The sequence below is a fragment of the Antrihabitans spumae genome (genome assembly GCF_043944905.1).
Lineage (GTDB): Bacteria > Actinomycetota > Actinomycetes > Mycobacteriales > Mycobacteriaceae > Antrihabitans > Antrihabitans spumae.
The window spans coordinates 57,410-74,731 of sequence record NZ_JBIMSN010000042.1 but is presented as its reverse complement, the minus strand read 5'-3'; the positions used below and the strand labels follow the sequence as shown (position 1 = coordinate 74,731).

16 protein-coding genes are annotated in these 17,322 nt (G+C 64.0%); 8 read left to right on the top strand and 8 right to left on the bottom strand.

The annotated features are described in order from the left end of the window. Positions 1-66: 66 nt before the first annotated feature. The 6 genes from sthA to ACHIRB_RS10255 all read right to left on the bottom strand — a co-directional run bounded on the left by sthA (position 67) and on the right by ACHIRB_RS10255 (position 5,634). Positions 67-1,470, bottom strand: coding sequence for a Si-specific NAD(P)(+) transhydrogenase (sthA, locus tag ACHIRB_RS10280; protein ID WP_395116775.1), 1,404 nt, complete (start codon positions 1,468-1,470; stop codon positions 67-69). A 90-nt stretch (positions 1,471-1,560) separates the two neighbouring features. Then, entirely contained in the window at positions 1,561-1,914 is a 354-nt protein-coding gene (locus ACHIRB_RS10275; RefSeq protein WP_395123553.1) for a VOC family protein, read from the bottom strand. A 5-nt stretch (positions 1,915-1,919) separates the two neighbouring features. Next, positions 1,920-2,366 (bottom strand): DUF8021 domain-containing protein, encoded by a 447-nt coding sequence (locus ACHIRB_RS10270; RefSeq protein ID WP_395116779.1) that lies wholly within the window; start codon positions 2,364-2,366, stop codon positions 1,920-1,922. 97 nt (positions 2,367-2,463) lie between these two features. Then, positions 2,464-3,159, bottom strand: coding sequence for a dethiobiotin synthase (gene bioD, locus ACHIRB_RS10265; RefSeq protein WP_395116781.1), 696 nt, complete (start codon positions 3,157-3,159; stop codon positions 2,464-2,466). Further along, entirely contained in the window at positions 3,156-4,298 is a 1,143-nt protein-coding gene (locus ACHIRB_RS10260; protein ID WP_395116783.1) for an 8-amino-7-oxononanoate synthase, read from the bottom strand. The genes bioD and ACHIRB_RS10260 overlap by 4 nt, the downstream gene beginning before the upstream one ends. A gap of 70 nt (positions 4,299-4,368) precedes the next feature. Continuing rightward, positions 4,369-5,634, bottom strand: coding sequence for an adenosylmethionine--8-amino-7-oxononanoate transaminase (locus ACHIRB_RS10255; protein WP_395116785.1), 1,266 nt, complete (start codon positions 5,632-5,634; stop codon positions 4,369-4,371). An 81-nt stretch (positions 5,635-5,715) separates the two neighbouring features. Here ACHIRB_RS10255 and glgX point away from each other — a divergent pair, with 81 nt between their 5' ends. Genes glgX through treZ form a run of 5 tightly spaced genes read left to right on the top strand, consistent with a single transcriptional unit; the run spans position 5,716 to position 12,847 of the window. Then, positions 5,716-7,836 (top strand): glycogen debranching protein GlgX, encoded by a 2,121-nt coding sequence (gene glgX / locus ACHIRB_RS10250; protein ID WP_395116787.1) that lies wholly within the window; start codon positions 5,716-5,718, stop codon positions 7,834-7,836. Beyond that, a complete protein-coding gene (treY, locus tag ACHIRB_RS10245; protein ID WP_395123552.1) occupies positions 7,833-10,199 on the top strand; it encodes a malto-oligosyltrehalose synthase in 2,367 nt (788 codons plus the stop codon). Before glgX ends, treY begins: the two co-directional genes overlap by 4 nt. Positions 10,200-10,226: 27 nt before the next feature. Then, the gene (locus ACHIRB_RS10240) at positions 10,227-10,673 is read left to right on the top strand and encodes an SRPBCC family protein (RefSeq protein WP_395123551.1); all 447 of its coding nucleotides are present in this window, start codon (positions 10,227-10,229) and stop codon (positions 10,671-10,673) included. Positions 10,674-10,726: 53 nt separating this feature from the next. Beyond that, positions 10,727-11,083 (top strand): hypothetical protein, encoded by a 357-nt coding sequence (locus tag ACHIRB_RS10235; protein WP_395127685.1) that lies wholly within the window; start codon positions 10,727-10,729, stop codon positions 11,081-11,083. A 15-nt stretch (positions 11,084-11,098) separates the two neighbouring features. Further along, positions 11,099-12,847 (top strand): malto-oligosyltrehalose trehalohydrolase, encoded by a 1,749-nt coding sequence (gene treZ / locus ACHIRB_RS10230; protein WP_395123549.1) that lies wholly within the window; start codon positions 11,099-11,101, stop codon positions 12,845-12,847. Between the two features lie 70 nt (positions 12,848-12,917). On the opposite strand, the gene ilvA is transcribed toward treZ, so the two are convergent. Together ilvA and ACHIRB_RS10220 are read right to left on the bottom strand one after the other, a co-directional pair. Next, positions 12,918-14,270, bottom strand: coding sequence for a threonine ammonia-lyase IlvA (gene ilvA / locus ACHIRB_RS10225; protein WP_395123548.1), 1,353 nt, complete (start codon positions 14,268-14,270; stop codon positions 12,918-12,920). 61 nt (positions 14,271-14,331) lie between these two features. Beyond that, positions 14,332-14,766, bottom strand: a complete 435-nt coding sequence (locus ACHIRB_RS10220; protein WP_395123547.1) for a nitroreductase family deazaflavin-dependent oxidoreductase — start codon at positions 14,764-14,766, stop codon at positions 14,332-14,334. Between the two features lie 109 nt (positions 14,767-14,875). Here ACHIRB_RS10220 and ACHIRB_RS10215 point away from each other — a divergent pair, with 109 nt between their 5' ends. The 3 genes from ACHIRB_RS10215 to ACHIRB_RS10205 all read left to right on the top strand — a co-directional run bounded on the left by ACHIRB_RS10215 (position 14,876) and on the right by ACHIRB_RS10205 (position 17,321). Further along, positions 14,876-15,109 carry a hypothetical protein gene (locus ACHIRB_RS10215; RefSeq protein ID WP_395123546.1) on the top strand — a complete coding sequence of 78 codons (234 nt, stop codon included), beginning with the start codon at positions 14,876-14,878 and terminating at the stop codon, positions 15,107-15,109. Positions 15,110-15,196: 87 nt separating this feature from the next. Then, positions 15,197-16,567: an MFS transporter gene (locus ACHIRB_RS10210; RefSeq protein WP_395123545.1), complete on the top strand. Its 1,371-nt coding sequence runs from the start codon at positions 15,197-15,199 to the stop codon at positions 16,565-16,567. Continuing rightward, complete coding sequence (locus tag ACHIRB_RS10205; protein WP_395123544.1) at positions 16,560-17,321, top strand: ArsR/SmtB family transcription factor; 762 nt, start codon at positions 16,560-16,562, stop codon at positions 17,319-17,321. The genes ACHIRB_RS10210 and ACHIRB_RS10205 overlap by 8 nt, the downstream gene beginning before the upstream one ends. Position 17,322: the final 1 nt, after the last annotated feature.

Sequence of the window (17,322 nt, the reverse complement as noted above, 5' to 3'; positions counted from 1 at the left end):
ATTCATGATACGCACGCCGCACCCCGGAGCCGGGCGACCATTCCCGGCGAGAGCCGTCCTGACGGGTCAGTCGCTGAGCACCGCGAGTTGCCTGATCTTGTTCATCGCATCGAGCGCTGCAACCTTGTACGACTCGGCCAGCGTCGGGTAATTGAACACAGCATCCACCAGGTAGTCGACGGTTCCGCCGCAGCCCATGACGGCTTGGCCGATGTGGATCAATTCGGTCGCCTGAGTGCCGAAGATGTGCACGCCAAGCACTTTTCGATCACTCGGCGAGACGACGATCTTGAGCACACCGTACGAGTCGCCCACGATCTGTCCGCGCGCAAGTTCGCGATAGCGGGATATCCCGACCTCGAACGGAACCTTCTCCTCGGTGAGTTCGTGTTCGGTCTTTCCGACGAAACTGATCTCCGGAATCGTGTAGATGCCGATCGGCTGCAACTCGTTCATCTCGTGCACCGGTTCGCCACACGCATGGTGTGCCGCAAGCCGCCCCTGTTCCATGGATGTTGCTGCGAGAGCAGGGAATCCGATCACATCGCCGACCGCGTAGATGTGGTCGACCGAGGTACGGAAATGCTCGTCGACCTTGATGCGTCCGCGATCGTCGGCTGCGAGACCGGCGTTCTCCAGCTGCAATTGCTCTGTAACACCCTGTCGCCCTGCCGAATACATGACGCATTCGGCCGGGATCTTCTTGCCGGACTCGAGATGCGTGACCGCACCCTTCGCGTACTTCTCGACCGCCGAGACGGTCTCGCCGAAGCGGAACGTGACAGCCAAGTCGCGCAACTGATACTTGAGCGCTTCGACGACCTCACGGTCGCAGAATTCGAGAATGTTGCCGCGCCGTTCGATGACGGTGACCTTCGTGCCGAGCGCGGCGAACATCGACGCGTACTCGATACCGATGACACCAGCGCCGACCACGACCATCGTCTGCGGGATCTGCGCCAGGTCGAGGATGCCGTCGGAATCGATGATCGTTTTGTTGTCGAACTCGACCGTCGAGGGCCGCGCCGGCTTGGTGCCGGTCGCGATGATGATCTTGTCCGCCGACGCGACGCGGTTCTGGCCGGTTCCGTCCTGGATTTCTATGGTGTTGGGATCGGTGAAATGCCCCTGACCGGTCAGCAGCGTCACGTGGTTGCGGGAAAGCTGGCTGCGGATCACATCGATCTGTCGACCCATCACATGATTCGTGCGTGCCATCAGGTCTTCTTTGGTGATGTCTTCCTTGACTTTGTAAGCCGTGCCGTACATTTCGCGCTGACTCATACCGGTGAGGTAGACAACCGCTTCGCGCAACGTTTTCGACGGAATTGTGCCGGTGTTGATGCAGACGCCGCCGATCATGTTTCGCAATTCGACGATGGCAACCTTCTTGTCCAGTTTCGCCGCCGCGATAGCTGCTCGTTGTCCGCCGGGCCCGGAGCCCATGACCAATACGTCGAAGTCACTCATCGGAGCATTGTCGCAAGGACAGGGTCACACCGCAGCGACCTTGGATGCAACGGACCGTAAACAGCTCGGGTCGCGGCTCGGCCGGTGGAGTTACGCCGTTCGGCTGCCGAGTACACAAAACTCGTTGCCTTCCGGATCTGCCAGCACCACCCGCGACACGTCGTCGCCTTGACCGACGTCAGCGCGGGTCGCGCCGAGAGCGAGCAATCGCTCGACCTCCACGTTCTGATCGTCCGGTCGAAAGTCGAGGTGCAGCCGATTGAAACCGACTTTGTGGTCGGGTACCGGCAGGAACAGCAGACCAGGAAGGGTCGTCGGGGTGCGCCTGATCTCGATGCAGTCGTCTTCGGCGTCGAATACGGCCCACCCGAGCGCATCGCACCAGTTCGCGAGGGTTGTCGGATCGAGCGCGTTCACTATGACCTGTTCGAATTCCAATGCCATGACAGTCACATACCCAATCCCGGAATTTTGATGTCGGCAATTATCAGATGGATGCTGCCATCGATGACCTCGAACGACTCGGTGATCTGAGCGGTCGCCAGAGTCGTGGTCCCTACTCCTGCATCGAGCAGGTACTTTGCGACGACGGCGTTTCCGTTCTCGGTCGTCGAGTAGTCCCGAATCCGCTGAATGACCTTGTACTGCAGACCGTTCCGCAGGTCGTTCGACAACTGCGCGCCGGAGTATCCGGTCTGGATGCCGACCTCGTACCGCTTGGCATCCGGCGCGAATTTCACATCGTCGGGATTGTGCGTGACCAGCGCCTCGACGTAGGCGCGCGCTTGCTGTTCGCGCGGACTGTCATCGGGGACGGGCGCAGCGGCTGCGACACCGGTGGGCATGGCGATCACAGCGGCGACCGCGGGTAGACAGAGGTTTCTGAGATAGCGCATGCGCCACCATATCCACGTCCTCGCGGGATACGGTGACGCTCAGCGCCCACTATCGGCGTTTTGGGACGGAATCCCGTCCCAAAACCTCACGAATGGGTCATGAGCGTGTGTCCCACCGAGCCAACCACTCCGCGTCGAACCAACCGGTCGCTGCGGTGACGAAAGTTTCGCGTTCGAAGGCCCCGGCACCTTCCGGTACCGACCCGACGATGCCGATTCCCGTCACCCGCGGCAGATCTTCGAGGTTGCACTCCGCGGCAAGATCCGGCACCGCCGGCCAGGACCCGACGACCAGACCCGAACACGAAACACCTGCTGCAGCAAGGGCACTCACCGTCAGTGCGCTGTGATTCAAGGTCCCGAGACCGGCCGCAGCGACGACCACAACGGCAGCGTCCAACTCCACGGCGAGATCGACCACGGTGAACCCCCGGTCCCCGAGCCCGACCAACAACCCGCCGGCACCCTCGACGAGGGTGACGTCGTGCTCCGAGTCGAGCTTGCGGACCGTCGACACCACGTCAGCGAGCAGCAACGCGGGTAGCCTACTCCGGCGTGCGGCGGTATCAGGCGCAAGCGGATCCGGGTAGCGAGCCAACTCGACCAGCGTTTCAGTCCCCGAAAGCCGTTGGATGTCAGCAAGATCGCCGGGCTCATCGACCCCGATACCGGTCTGCGCCGGCTTGCACACGGCGACAGAGCGGCCGGACGCTGCGACAGCCGCCGCCAACGCTGCTGTGACAACTGTCTTTCCGACGCCGGTCGAGGTGCCGGTGACCAGGAGAATCGTCACGTCGCCGACGCGGCGAGGACGTCGTCGAGAACGTGCTCGATGGTAGTCAGCTCGGTAGCGGTCAGGTTTGCACGTGCCGTCAGACGCAAGCGCGACGTGCCCTCCGGTACCGACGGTGGTCTGAAACATCCGACGCTGAGCCCGTTTTCGCGGCAAGCCGCCGCAGCGTCGAAGGCGCGCTGCGGGTCACCCAGGATCACCGACACTACCGCCGAAGGTGGCACCTCGACGCCCGCGATGCGCGCGATGTCGGCGGCACGATCCAGCACCGCCTGCGCCCGATACGGTTCGCGGCGCAGCACACCCAGCGCGGCGCGCGCAGCACCGACCGCAGCGGGAGCCAGCCCGGTGTCGAAGATGAAGGTCCGTGCGGTGTCGACCAGGTGCGCACACACGCGTCCGCTTGCGAGCACGACGCCGCCCTGACTTGCCAACGACTTCGACAGCGTCGCGGTGACGACGACATCTTCTTGGCCTTCGAGACCCAATTCGTGCACGAGTCCCCGCCCGCCGGACCCCCTGACGCCGATCCCGTGCGCTTCGTCGACGACGAGCACCGCACCGTATCGACGGACCAGCTTGTGCATCTCGCGCAGCGGTGCGAGGTCGCCGTCGGCACTGAACACCGAATCGGTCAGCACGAGCGCACGTTCTTCGGTCCGATCGCGTAGCGCGGCTTCGATCGCGCCGAGGTTTCCATGCGGAGTGACCTCCACACGCGCTCGTGACAGCCGACAAGCGTCGACGAGCGAGGCATGGCTGCCCGCATCGGACACGACGAGCGAACCCTTGCCCGCCAGCGCAGTGACAGTACCGAGATTGGCCGCATAACCGCTCGCGAAGACGAGTCCCGCTTCGGCTCCGACGAATTCGGCCAGCTCCGATTCGAGCAACGCGTGCTCGGTTGTCGATCCGGTCACCAACCGCGATCCGGTCGAGCCCGTCCCCCACCGCCTGAGCGAGGCAATGGCACCGTCGATCACATCGGGGTGCCGAACCAAGCCCAGGTAGTCGTTGGACGCGAGGTCGATGAGTCCAGTCGCCGGTGTGCGCGGTCGAAGTTCACGACGCAACCCGGCGGCGCGACGTTCGCTTTCGCGATCGTCGAGCCAGCTCAGCGCGTCTTTATCGGATCCCACGGTTCAGCAGCATACGCGACTTGAACGGTGTTCAAGCAAGAGGTTCAAGCAAGCGGTTCAAGTAAGCCCCTCACACCGCCTGCGACGCCGCGACCATCGCGGCTGCGATGCGCTCGACCTCGTCGGGGGTACAGATGTAGGGCGGCATCGCGTAAATCAGATTGCGGAACGGCCGCAGCCAGACCCCTGCGTCCACCGCGGCATCGGTGGCGGCCTGCATGTCGACCGGACGGTCCAACTCGATGACGCCTATGCCGCCGAGCACCCGAACCTCGACGACGCCGGGCAGCTCTCGGGCAGGCGCAAGGCCCCGCTCGAGCCCGGCTGCGAGTGCGGCGACCTCGTCACGCCAATCCCGCGAGAGCAGCAATTCCACCGATGCGACCGCCACGGCGCAGGCAAGCGGATTACCCATAAACGTCGGACCGTGCATCAGTCCGCCGTGTGCCGCGGAGATCGAATCGGCAATACGCGACGTGCAAACGGTCGCGGCGAGGGTGAGATAACCACCGGTCAACGACTTGCCGACGCACATGACGTCCGGACTGACGCGAGCGTGATCCGCAGCGAACAACTCCCCTGTGCGCCCGAATCCGGTTGCGATCTCGTCGAACACCAGCAGTACGTCGTGCTCGTCGCACAGCCGGCGCAACTCGGTGAGGTAGCGCGGATCGTGGAACCGCATGCCGCCCGCACCTTGGACAACCGGCTCGACTATCACCGCGGCCACCTCGTCGGCGTGTTCGCCGAGGAGGTTGCCGAACTCCTCGACGTACTCCGGGTCGAATTCTCGCGGCGGCTTCGGCGCGAAGATCTGGTTCGCCAGAATGTCGGTCCACAACGAGTGCATGCCGCCCTCGGGATCGCAGACGCTCATCGGCGTGAAGGTGTCGCCGTGGTACCCGCCGCGCCACGTCAGCAACCGGGTTTTGCGGTCGCGGCCGACGCTGCGCCAATACTGCAGACACATCTTGACGGCGACCTCGACCGAGATCGAGCCGGAATCGGCGAGGAATACCCGATCCAATCCGGGTGGCGTCAGGTCGACGAGAAGCTTGGTCAACCGCACTGCGGGTTCGTGCGTCAACCCACCGAACATGACGTGGCTCATCAGCTGCGCCTGCTCGGTCAGGGCCGCGTCGAGCACTGGGTGGCGGTAGCCGTGAATCGCCGCCCACCAGGAACTCATGCCGTCGATCAGCTCCCGACCGTCCGCAAGCGTGAGCCGCGTTCCCTGCGCGCTCGCCACGACGAGGGGACGCGTCGACGCCGGAAATCCGCCGTACGGATGCCACACGTGAGCCGCATCGATGTTCGAGATCTCGTCAGCGGTCATTTTCACAGCCTTCACGGGCACCGACAGTAACCGTGGGCTGCCTGACCCGCGAGTAACGACGACGCCCAGTAGGGTTTGGACATGGTCAAGCCCGATAGCGAGCACGCCGAACCGCACCCGCTGGCGGTCTGGCCGGGTACCGCTTACCCACTGGGCGCCACCTACGACGGGGCGGGCACGAACTTCTCGATCTTCTCCGAAGTCGCCGATGCGGTGGAGTTGTGCCTGATCGCCAAGGACGGCACCGAGACGCGTATCCCGGTCGAAGAGGTCGACGGGTTCGTCTGGCACGCCTACTTACCTTCGGTTGCCCCTGGTCAGCGCTACGGGTGGCGGGTGCACGGCCCGTACGAGCCCGAAAACGGCCACCGGTGCGACCCGAGCAAATTGCTGCTCGATCCGTACGGCAAGGCGTTCGACGGCAAATTCGACGGCGACTCGTCGCTGATCACCTACGGCGAAGACACCCTCGGGCACACCATGAGCACCGTGGTGATCAACCCGTTCTTCGACTGGGCCAACGACCGCGCTCCGAAGCGGGCGTACCACGACACCGTGATCTACGAAGCACACGTAAAAGGCTTGACTGCAACACATCCCGGCATTCCCGAGGAATTGCGCGGAACGTATGCCGGGCTCGCGCATCCGGTGGTCATCGACTATCTGAAGACCTTGGGCGTCACCGCAATCGAGCTCATGCCGGTGCACCAGTTCATGCAGGACCAGACCCTGCTCGACCAGGGTCTGCGAAACTACTGGGGATACAACACCTTCGGGTTCCTTGCACCCCACAACGAGTACGCATCGGCCGACAAGCCCGGCGTGACGGTGTCGGAGTTCAAGGCGATGGTGCGAGCCTTCCATGCCGAAGGTATCGAAGTGATCCTCGACGTCGTCTACAACCACACTGCCGAAGGCAACCACAAAGGTCCGACCATCAATTTCCGCGGCATCGACAACGCCGCGTACTACCGACTCGTCGACGACGATCTCGCGATGTACATGGACTACACCGGAACGGGCAACAGCCTCAACGCCCGCCATCCGCACACGCTGCAGCTCATCATGGATTCGCTGCGGTACTGGGTGCTGGAGATGCATGTCGACGGCTTCCGCTTCGACCTCGCGTCGACCCTCGCGCGCGAACTGCACGATGTGGACCGGCTGTCCGCGTTCTTCGATCTCGTACAACAGGATCCGGTCGTCAGCCAGGTCAAGTTGATCGCCGAACCGTGGGACGTCGGCGAGGGCGGCTATCAGGTCGGCAACTTCCCCGGACTGTGGACCGAATGGAACGGCAAGTACCGCGATACCGTGCGCGACTACTGGCGCGGCGAGCCTGCGACGTTGGGAGAGTTCGCATCTCGGCTCACCGGCTCGTCGGACCTGTACGAGGCAACCGGTCGACGACCAAGCGCAAGCATCAACTTCGTCATCGCGCACGACGGCTTCACGCTGCGAGATCTCGTCTCCTACAACGAGAAGCACAACGAGGCCAACGGTGAGGACAACAACGACGGAGAGAGCCACAACCGTTCGTGGAACTGCGGCGTGGAAGGTCCGACGGACGACCCCGACGTACTCGAACTACGCGCGCGGCAGAGCCGCAACATCCTCGCCACGTTGCTGCTGAGTCAGGGCACGCCGATGCTCGCGCACGGTGACGAGATCGGCCGCACACAGCAGGGCAACAACAATGTCTACTGTCAGGACTCCGAGTTGTCGTGGGTGGATTGGTCACTCCTCGACAAGAACGCGGATCTGCTCGAGTTCACCCGCAACGTCATCACCCTGCGACGCAAGCATCCAGTCTTCCGGCGCCGCAGGTTCTTCGAAGGTCAACCGATCAGGTCGGGCGATCAAAACCGCGACATCGCGTGGCTCACACCGTCCGGCGACGAGATGACACCCGAGGACTGGGACAGCGGCTTCGGTAAATCGCTTTCCGTGTTCCTCAATGGCGACGGGATTCCGGAGCCGAATCAACGCGGCGAACGTGTCTTCGACGACTCGTTTCTCCTGTGCTTCAACGCCCATGATGCCGAACTCGAGTTCTCCACACCCGGCAGTCTTTATGCCTCCGAATGGTCGGTCGCCATCGACACATCGGAACCGACAGGTCTGGCGGACGTCACACTTACTGCAGGAGAAGCCATCACAGTCGCAGCCCGGTCCCTACTCGTCCTTCGCCGCACAGCATGACGTCGGTCCCGATCAGCGCGACGTACCGACTGCAACTGCGCGGAGACGCGTTCACGCTCGACGACGCGCGCGCAATCGCCGACTACCTGCAGCGTCTCGGTGTATCGCATCTGTACCTATCGCCGATCCTCACCGCAGCGGAGGGTTCTCAGCACGGCTACGACGTCACCGATCCGACCAGCGTCTCGGCTGCACTCGGTGGTTCGGCTGCGCTGCGCGCTCTTCGAGCCGAATTGCACACCCGTGATATGGGTTTGATCGTCGACATCGTGCCTAACCACGTCGGTGTCGCTGATGCTGCACAGAACGCCTGGTGGTGGGACGTGTTGAAGAATGGCAAGGATTCGGTGTACGCCGACTTCTTCGATATCGACTGGAGCGCGGAGAACGGCGCGGGTGGCCGGATCGCGATCGGCGTCCTCGACGGCGAAAACGATGCGGCCGCTTTGGCGATCGACCGCTCCGGCGCCGAGCCGATGCTGGCGTTCCATGACATGCGGTTTCCGCTCGCGCCGGGCACCGCAGACGGCAATCCCCTCGCCGTCCACGACCGACAGGCCTACCGACTCGTCAATTGGCGGGCAGGTCTGGCCACCTACCGGCGCTTCTTCGCCGTCAGCACGCTCGCGGCTGTGCGCCAAGAGGATCCGCGCGTTTTCGACGCGACTCACTCCCAGGTCGCCGAATGGGTCGCGGACGACATCGTCGACGGTATTCGTGTCGATCATCCCGATGGATTATCCGACCCCGCAGCGTATCTGGCGCGGTTGCGCGCGCTACTGGGTCCGAACCGATGGTTGGTGATCGAGAAGATCCTCGGCGCCGAGGAACCTCTCGACGCCACACTTCCGATCGACGGCACTACCGGTTACGACGCCTTGGCCGAACTCGGCGGCGTCTTCGTCGATCCGTCCGGCGAGACGACGTTGACTCGATTGGTGCACGACCGTACGGGCGTCGCGGCCGATGCGGAATGGCTCGACGACACCGAGTCCGTGCTCAAACGGACTGTCGCGCAAACGGACCTCGCCCCTGAGGTTCGTCGTCTCGTCGCCGCCATTGCGCTCGATGTGCCGAATTCGGGCGGCGCTGTTGCACTGGCTGTCGCGACAGTCGAAGTGCTCGCCTCCATGCGCGTCTACCGTGCAGACTACGAGCCACTGGCAGGAACACTCACCCGTGTGGTCGGCGCTGTCGAGAGGCGCAAACCGGAACTGGCGGAGCCTCTTTCGGTCCTGACCCGGGCATTGATAGCCGATGGAGAGGCCGCGACGCGGTTCAGCCAGGTGTGCGGAGCTGTCACAGCGAAGGCTGTCGAAGACTGCCTGTTCTATCGAGCGAACCGCCTGGTCTCCCTGCAGGAAGTCGGCGGAGATCCCGCTCGGTTCGGACACTCCCCCAACGAGTTCCATCTGGCCAACGCCGAGCGCGCCAACCGCTGGCCGATGGCGATGACGACGTTGTCGACGCACGACACAAAACGTGGCGAGGACGTACGCGCTCGTATCGGCGTTCTCTCGCAGGCTGCGCAGGAGTGGTCCGACTTCGTTGCCGAGTCCGAGAAGGCGGCACCTAGCCCCGATCCCGCCACCGGAATGTTCCTGTTGCAGAACATGTTCGGGGTCTGGCCCGCAGGTGGCGCCGGCGTGGACACCGTGCCGCAACTGCGCGAGCGCATCCATGCCTATGCTGAGAAGGCCATTCGCGAAGCCGGTGCGCAAACGACGTGGAACGAGGTCGACACCGAGTTCGAAGCTGCACTGCACAATTGGTTGGACACCATCATCGATGGGCCTGTGGGGGTTTCGATGACTGCCCTCGTAGCGCGACTCGCTCAGCACGGCTGGTCGGATTCGTTGGGACAGAAGCTCTTACATCTGTGCGGACCTGGGATACCCGATATCTATCAGGGCACCGAGGTGTGGGAGGACTCACTCGTCGATCCCGACAACCGACGCCTTGTCGACTTCGATTCTCGACGGGGTTTGCTTGCGGCAGCGAAGGAGCCGCCGCCTGTCGATGGCAGCGGCGCAGCCAAGTTGTGGGTGGTCGCACACGCGCTCTGGTTGCGCAGACAACGCGCCGAGTCCTTCGTCGGCGGCAGTTACACCCCCGTGTTCGCCGATGGCGAGCGCGCGGGACACCTGGTCGGTTTCGGTCGGGGTCGACCCGATCAGGCGCCGGATGTCATCGCTCTGGCAACTCGGCACTCGGTTCGGTTGAGCGAGACCGGTTGGGACGATACTGCGCTGACCCTGCCCGACGGTGAGTGGAGTGACCAACTGTCCGGCTCGACCCATTCCGGCAGGACCGATGCGGCCTCGCTGTTTTCCCGCCTGCCGGTCGCGCTGCTCGTACGCTGATTCCCAATCGACAACCTAGGAGCTCCGATGCCCGGACAGTTCAGCGGAACCGCCGTGATCGACCGACCTATCGCCGAAGTTTTCGAATTCCTCGCAGCGGGAACGAACGACCCGAAGTTCAGTCCGCGCGTCGTCGAGATGGCCAAGAAGACCGAGGGACCTCCCGCGCTCGGCACGATCTTCGTCAGCACCGTCAAGGATGCAGGCATGACCACCCATCGCGAATTCGAACTGGTCGACTTCGCGGCACCGACAAGAATCCGCTGGAGCGAGCGGTCCAAGAACAGCGTCACGGTCACCGAAGGTGGCTACGACCTGGAGGCGATCGGCGACTCGCAGACCCGCGTGACCGTATTCAATTCGTTTGCTGGACACGGCATCGGCAAGCTGATCGTCGGATTCGCCCGCAAAGCCGCCGCCAAGGACGCACCCGCGTTCGCCGAACGGATCAAGGCGGCCGTCGAAGCGTCCTGAGGACCGCACGGTTTCATCGCACCTCCGCACGGGTAATCGAGATCGTGTCGATCATGGAGGTTGCGGTGGATGGACGCCGGAAGACAGCTCGCGATGCTCAGCTGTACGCACTTGCGTTTATCTCGCTAGCGCTGCTCGCCCTGCTGCTCCCGATCGGCTGGGTCGCTATCGGAGACAACACGTGCGCTGTCGACGACTTCTTGACGTGTCATGCGACAGTGCGCACGATCATCGCCTACGTCCCGTCCACGTTGTTGCTGATAGGCGCCCTGGGTGCCTTCTACCGCACCTATCAGGTCTGGCGTCGCAACGACGAGTGGCGGATCTGGCACGGCGCAGGGTGGGTGCTGTTCGTCGTGCTGGCGATCTACCTCGGCTTGGCCGCTTCCGTGATAGCCGGCGGCGGGTAAGGCATGCTTGGCGAGGTGAGCTCCCTACATCGCTTCGAAGTTTGGGCACCGATCCCCGGGTCGGTCGGCGTATACGTCGATGGAAACATTCATCCGATGCAGCGGGACGACTCCGGCTGGTGGCACGCTGACGTTGCAGCTCAACCGGATTCGCGCTACGGATTCGTTCTCGACGACGATTCGACTGTCCTCCCCGACCCCCGCTCACCCAGGCAGCCCGAAGGTGTGCACGAACCTTCACAATTGGCTGTCCTCGACGAGTCCGTGTGGACCGACGCCTCGTGGACGGGTCGCCAGCTGCCAGGTTCGGTCATCTACGAGCTGCACATCGGAACCTTCACCGAGGCAGGGACTTTCGACGCCGCGATAGAACGCCTGGACTACCTCGTCGAACTCGGGGTGACACACGTCGAGATCATGCCCGTCAACGCGTTCAACGGTGTGCACAACTGGGGCTACGACGGCGTGCTCTGGTATGCGGTGCACGAGCCTTACGGAGGTCCAGCGGGGTTCCAGCGACTCGTCGACGCCTGCCATGCGCGTGGGCTGGCCGTCGTGCTCGACGTCGTCTACAACCACCTCGGACCGTCCGGTAACTACCTCGACCGCTACGGTCCGTACCTGGCCGAGGGTGCCAATACCTGGGGTAGGACCATCAATATCTCGGGTGCCCAGTCACACGATGTGCGCCGCTACATCATCGAGAACGCACTGCGCTGGTTCCGCGAATTCCACATCGACGCACTACGTTTGGATGCCGTCCACGCGCTGGTAGACCACACCGCGATCCATCTGCTCGAAGAGTTGGCAGTCGAGACCAACAGACTTTCGGCACATCTGCGCAGGCCGCTGGCGTTGATCGCCGAAAGCGACCTCAACGATCCTCGCTTGATTTCACCGCGCTCTGCTGGCGGCTACGGTCTCACCGCACAGTGGGACGACGACATCCATCACGCGATCCACAGCGCCGTCTCCGGCGAAAAGCAAGGCTACTACGGCGATTTCGGATCTCTGTCCGGTCTGGTCCACACTCTCGAACATGGGTTCTTCCACGCGGGAACCTATTCCAGCTTCCGCGGACGTCACCACGGCAGGCCGATCGATATCCGACGCACCCCCGCCAGCTCCTTGCTGGCCTACACCTGCACGCACGACCAGATCGGCAACCGTGCGATCGGCGATCGACCTGGGTTCTATTTGAATGCAGGACAATTGGCGATCAGAGCCGCGCTGGTGCTGCTCTCGCCGTACACACCGATGCTGTTCATGGGCGAGGAATGGGGTGCAAGTACCCCGTTCCAGTTCTTCACCTCCCACCCCGAACCCGAACTCGCCGAGGCAACCGCACAGGGCCGCAAGGCGGAGTTCGGCGCGCACGGCTGGAACACCGACGACGTTCCGGATCCCCAAGATCCTGAGACGTTTTCGCGTTCCAAGCTCGATTGGTCGGAGTTGGACACTGAGCCGCACCTGCGCCTGCTCGAGTGCTACCGAAGCCTGCTGACACTACGTCGCACGAGACCTGAGATCACCGATCCGTGGCTCACCGAGCTCACCGCCGACTACGACGAAGACGAACGCTGGATTGTCCTGCGGCGCGGCACGTTACGTATCGTCGCCAATCTCGGTCCCGACCCGATCGCGGTCCCCGTCGGAGGAAACCCGATCCTGTGGTGGGACGAGCCGACCACCGCAGAAACCGGCGCGGCAACGACAATTCCGGGGCATTCGTTCGCGGTGCTGGAGACGAACCGGAAAACATAGGGCGCTACGGGCCTCGTGCGTCTTTTCGGAGGGCCCGCCCTCCGAAAAGACGCACGAGCGGCGGAGCCGCCTAGGTCAAATACCGGTACGCCGGCGAACCCGGCTCGAGGCGCTCGCATTGCATCCGCGACTTGTCCATCCGTTCGAGCAGGCCCGAAAGTCCCTCTGCAGCAGCGAGTTCGATACCGACGAGCGCGGCGCCGGTCTCTCTGTTGTTCCGCTTCACGTACTCGAACAGCGTGATGTCCTCTTGCGGACCGAGCACCTCGTCGAGGAAGCGACGCAGTTGGCCGGGTTCCTGCGGAAAGTCGACAAGGAAATAGTGCTTGAGACCGAGATGCACCAGCGAGCGTTCCAGGATCTCGCCGTAGCGGGAAACGTCGTTGTTGCCTCCTGAGATGAGGCAGACGACGGTCGATCCCGGCTCGACCCGCAAATTCTCCAGTGCCGCAACGGATAACGCGCCCGCGGGCTCGGCGATGATGCCTTCGTTCTGATACAGCTCGAGCATCGCCGTGCAGATGGCACCCTCGTCGACGTGCGTCATGGCAAAGGCGCCGGACCCTGCTGCGGATTCCGTCGTGAACACGAGCGGCAACGAACCATGTGAGAACGCGCGCGCCCCGAGACCCGACAGCGTCTTGTAGGGCAGATCGCCGATCCGTCGCACCGCGGCACCGTCGACGAAGGGATCGATCTCGGGCAGCGTGACCGGGCCGCCCGCGATGAGCGCGGCCGTCATGGAGGCTGCACCTGCCGGTTCGACGCCGACGATCGACGTGGTTGGAGTTCGTTCGCGAAGGTAGGTCGCCACACCCGCTATACATCCGCCACCACCGACCGGAACGATGACAGTGTCCGGGAGACCGTCGAGCTGTTCGAGAATCTCGGCGGCGATCGTGCCCTGTCCCGCAGCGGTGCGCACGTCGTCGAAGGGTGGCACCATCGTCGCTCCGGTGCGCGCGACGTCAGCCGCAGCGGCGGCGGCGGCTTCGTCGTACGTCGTTCCGGTTGCGATCACCACCACGTACCGACCGCCGTGGACGCGGATCCGATCGAGTTTCTGCTTCGGCGTGTTGGACGGTACGTAGATGCGGCCGTCGATACCCATCGCGCGGCAGGCGAACGCGACGCCCTGGGCGTGATTGCCCGCGCTCGCCGCAACGACACCTGCCGCGCGCTCCGCATCGGAGAGCTGCACGATCAGGTTGTACGCGCCTCGGATCTTGTACGACCGAACCACCTGCAGGTCTTCGCGCTTGAGGAAGACGTTCGCCCCGGTGGCCGCCGACAGTCGATCGCTGCGCTGCAGCGGCGTCGCCGCGATGACCTCGGAAATTCGCTTCGCGGCAGCGTCGATCTCGTCCGCGGTGAGAGCGGAACGAGAATCCTGTAGTTCAGCGACGTGTTGCGAAGTAGACACCCGAACATGCTGTCACCCGAACCACCGCGATGGCCACTTGGGTCGCAGCCCAACAAACCCTCTAAGCAGCGGAGAGAACGAAGATCGGAATCTCGCGGTCCGTCTTCTTCTGATATTCGTTGTAATCCGGCCACACGTCGGCCGCACGCTCCCACCAGGTGGCCTTCTCGTCACCATGGACCTCGCGTGCGTTGTAATCGCGCTTCGTCGGTCCGTCCTGCAATTCGACGAGCGGTTCGGCGATCACGTTGTGGTACCACACCGGATGCTTCGGAGCACCGCCGAGTGAGGCAACAATTGCGTACTCACCCTCGTGCTCTACGCGCATCAACGGCGTCTTTCGAAGTTTGCCCGACTTGGCACCCTTGGTTGTGAGCAGGATGATCGGCACGCCCTTCATCGTGTTTGCTTCCGTGCCGCCCGACTGCTCGAAGGTCTCGGCTTGCTCGCGGGCCCAATCGGATGGGCTGGGTTCGTATTCACCGGTAAGAGGCATATTGCTGTCAACTCCTCACGTTCGTGTGTGATTCCCGCAGTCGATGTTTTTTCGTCGACAACTTCAATGTTCGTTGGACCGAAATCTCTGATGCGTATACCCTGAAACCATGGCGACCATGCAGCACGACGGCTTCGCGGGTAGTGCTGCACGCAAGACTCTCTCCATCGCCGGCACCGAATGGCCGCTGTTCAAACTGGAAGCTCTCGCCGCCGGTCTGCTTGTGCTGATGCTCGTCTTCCTCGTAACCCAGACGCCGCCTGTCGCGGTGCTGTCGGCGACCGCTGCGAGCGTCGTCGTCTGGATTGTCGGTTCGTACCGGCACGCAACCAGGACCGAGTAGCGCTTTCTCCATAGCCGTCGCGACGAGAGAGTTCTGACGACCAACGGTTCGATCGGCATCGAATCATTTCGCACTTAACGTGCAATTATGGCTTTCCACCGATCTCCCACACTCGTCTTGATCGCTGCGTACCTCGGATTGTTCGTCGGCCTCATCGACAGCAATGCCGTCAACCTGGCACTGCCCGCGATTCAGCACGACCTAGGCGGAGATGTATCAGCGGCCCAATGGACGGTCGACGCCTACAACGTGACGTTCGCCGCCGTGCTGTTGACGGCAGGCTCGCTCGGTGATCGCTTCGGGCGACGGCGACTTTTGCGGATCGGGTTGGGTGCGTTCGTCGCCTCATCGCTGGTATGTGCGTTGGCGCCGAGCCTCGGCACGCTGCTCGCGGCCCGAGCCGTGCAAGGGGTCGGCGCCGCACTGATGCTGCCGCAGGGGTTGGCCGTCGCGGCGGCGGCGTTTCCCGATGCCGCCGGGCGGGCAAGGGCAACCGCGGCGTGGGCAGTGGCCGCCGCCTCCAGCGCCGCGCTCGGTCCGATCGTCGGCGGCTTTCTGACCGATTCAGTTGGCTGGCGGTACATCTTCTGGGTCAACGCACCGGTCGGACTCGTCGCGCTGGCGATGTCGCTGAGGTATCTGCCCGAATCCCGAAATCCCGTCGCCGGCAGGGTCGATCCGTTCGGACAGGCGCTGCTCATGCTCACCCTTGGCACGCTGACCGTCGTGCTCGTCGAAGGTCGCACCGTCGGCGTGGGGCCGAGCGCTGTGCTGGCCGCGTTGGTCGCGGCCAGTGGAATTGCGCTCGTCCGGCACCAGCGCCGGGTCCCGCACGCCATGCTCCCGCCGGACTTCCTCGGCAACCGACGCCTGCTGATCGCCCTGGCGGCGATCTTCGCGATGACGTTCGGCACCTACGGAATGCTGCTCGTGAACAGCCTGGCGTTTCAGCAGCAGCGCGGCGTCGACGCACTGGCCACTGCGGTGGCGTTCCTCCCGATGCCACTGACCTACCTGGCGCTCATCCCGGTGGCCAACGTGCTGGCGCGGCGGTCGGGCCCAAGACTTCCGATGACGGCGGGCCTGGTGCTGATGGGCGCGGGGATGCTGCTCTACGCGCTGGTCGGTCCTGAAGCCGAGCTGTGGCTGCTGGAAATGGCATTCGTGCTGGCAGGCGCTGGACTCGCGCTGAACACCGGCCCTGCGGTCAGCGCGGCCATGAACACGGTATCCGTGTCCCGCGCGGGCGTGACGTCAGGCCTCGTCAACCTCGCCCGACTGGTCGGGATCACCGTCGGCGTAGCCGTGATGGGAACCGTGTTGGCTCTGGCGGGCGCCCGGGCCGCGGTGCTCACCGGTGGGGTCGTCGAACTGCTCGGCGCTGTCGTGGTGTTCGGGTACACCGGAAGGGGACGATCGCAGGAGACTGCGCCGAAGGAGGAGGTCTGCCATGCGTGAGCTAGCCGAACTGCCAACCAGCGAAGTCGATATTGCTGCGCTTGCAGCGCTGCTGGCCGACCCCGCGCGCTGCAGGGTGCTGTTGGCGCTGGATGACGGACGCGCACTGCCTGCCAGCGTGCTCGCCGACGAGGCGGGGGTCAGCCGATCGACGGCAAGCAGCCACCTCGGCAAGCTGACCGATGCAGGCTTCCTCACCGTGCAGACCCACGGACGGCACCGGTACTACCGGCTGGCGGGACCCGACATCGCCGACCTACTCGAGCGCCTCGGCAGACTGGCACCCTCGCGGCCGGTGACGTCGCTGCGAGACGGCACCCGAGCGGCTCGGCTGCGTTCGGCCCGCACGTGTTACGACCACCTCGCTGGCCGGCTCGGGGTGGCCGTCATGGGCGCGCTGCTCGAGCACGACGTGCTCACCGGCGGCGACGGGCGCTACGACCCGCGCGCGCACCCGACCGACTCGCCGAGCAGTCCGGGCCACGACGTCGAATACGAACTCGCGGCGTCGGGACGACGTTTCCTCAGCGATGTCGGCATCGAATTGCCCAATGGGCCAAGGCCGGCGCTGCGGTACTGCATCGACTGGACCGAGCAGCGGCACCACCTCGCAGGCGGTCTCGGCGCTGCGGTGTTGGGCCGCTTCACCTCAGCTCGGTGGATCGAGCGGCCACCACGCGGGCGCGCGGTGATTGTCACCGAGCACGGCCGTACCGCGCTGGCCAACTGCTTCGGTATCGACTGGTCCGACTAGT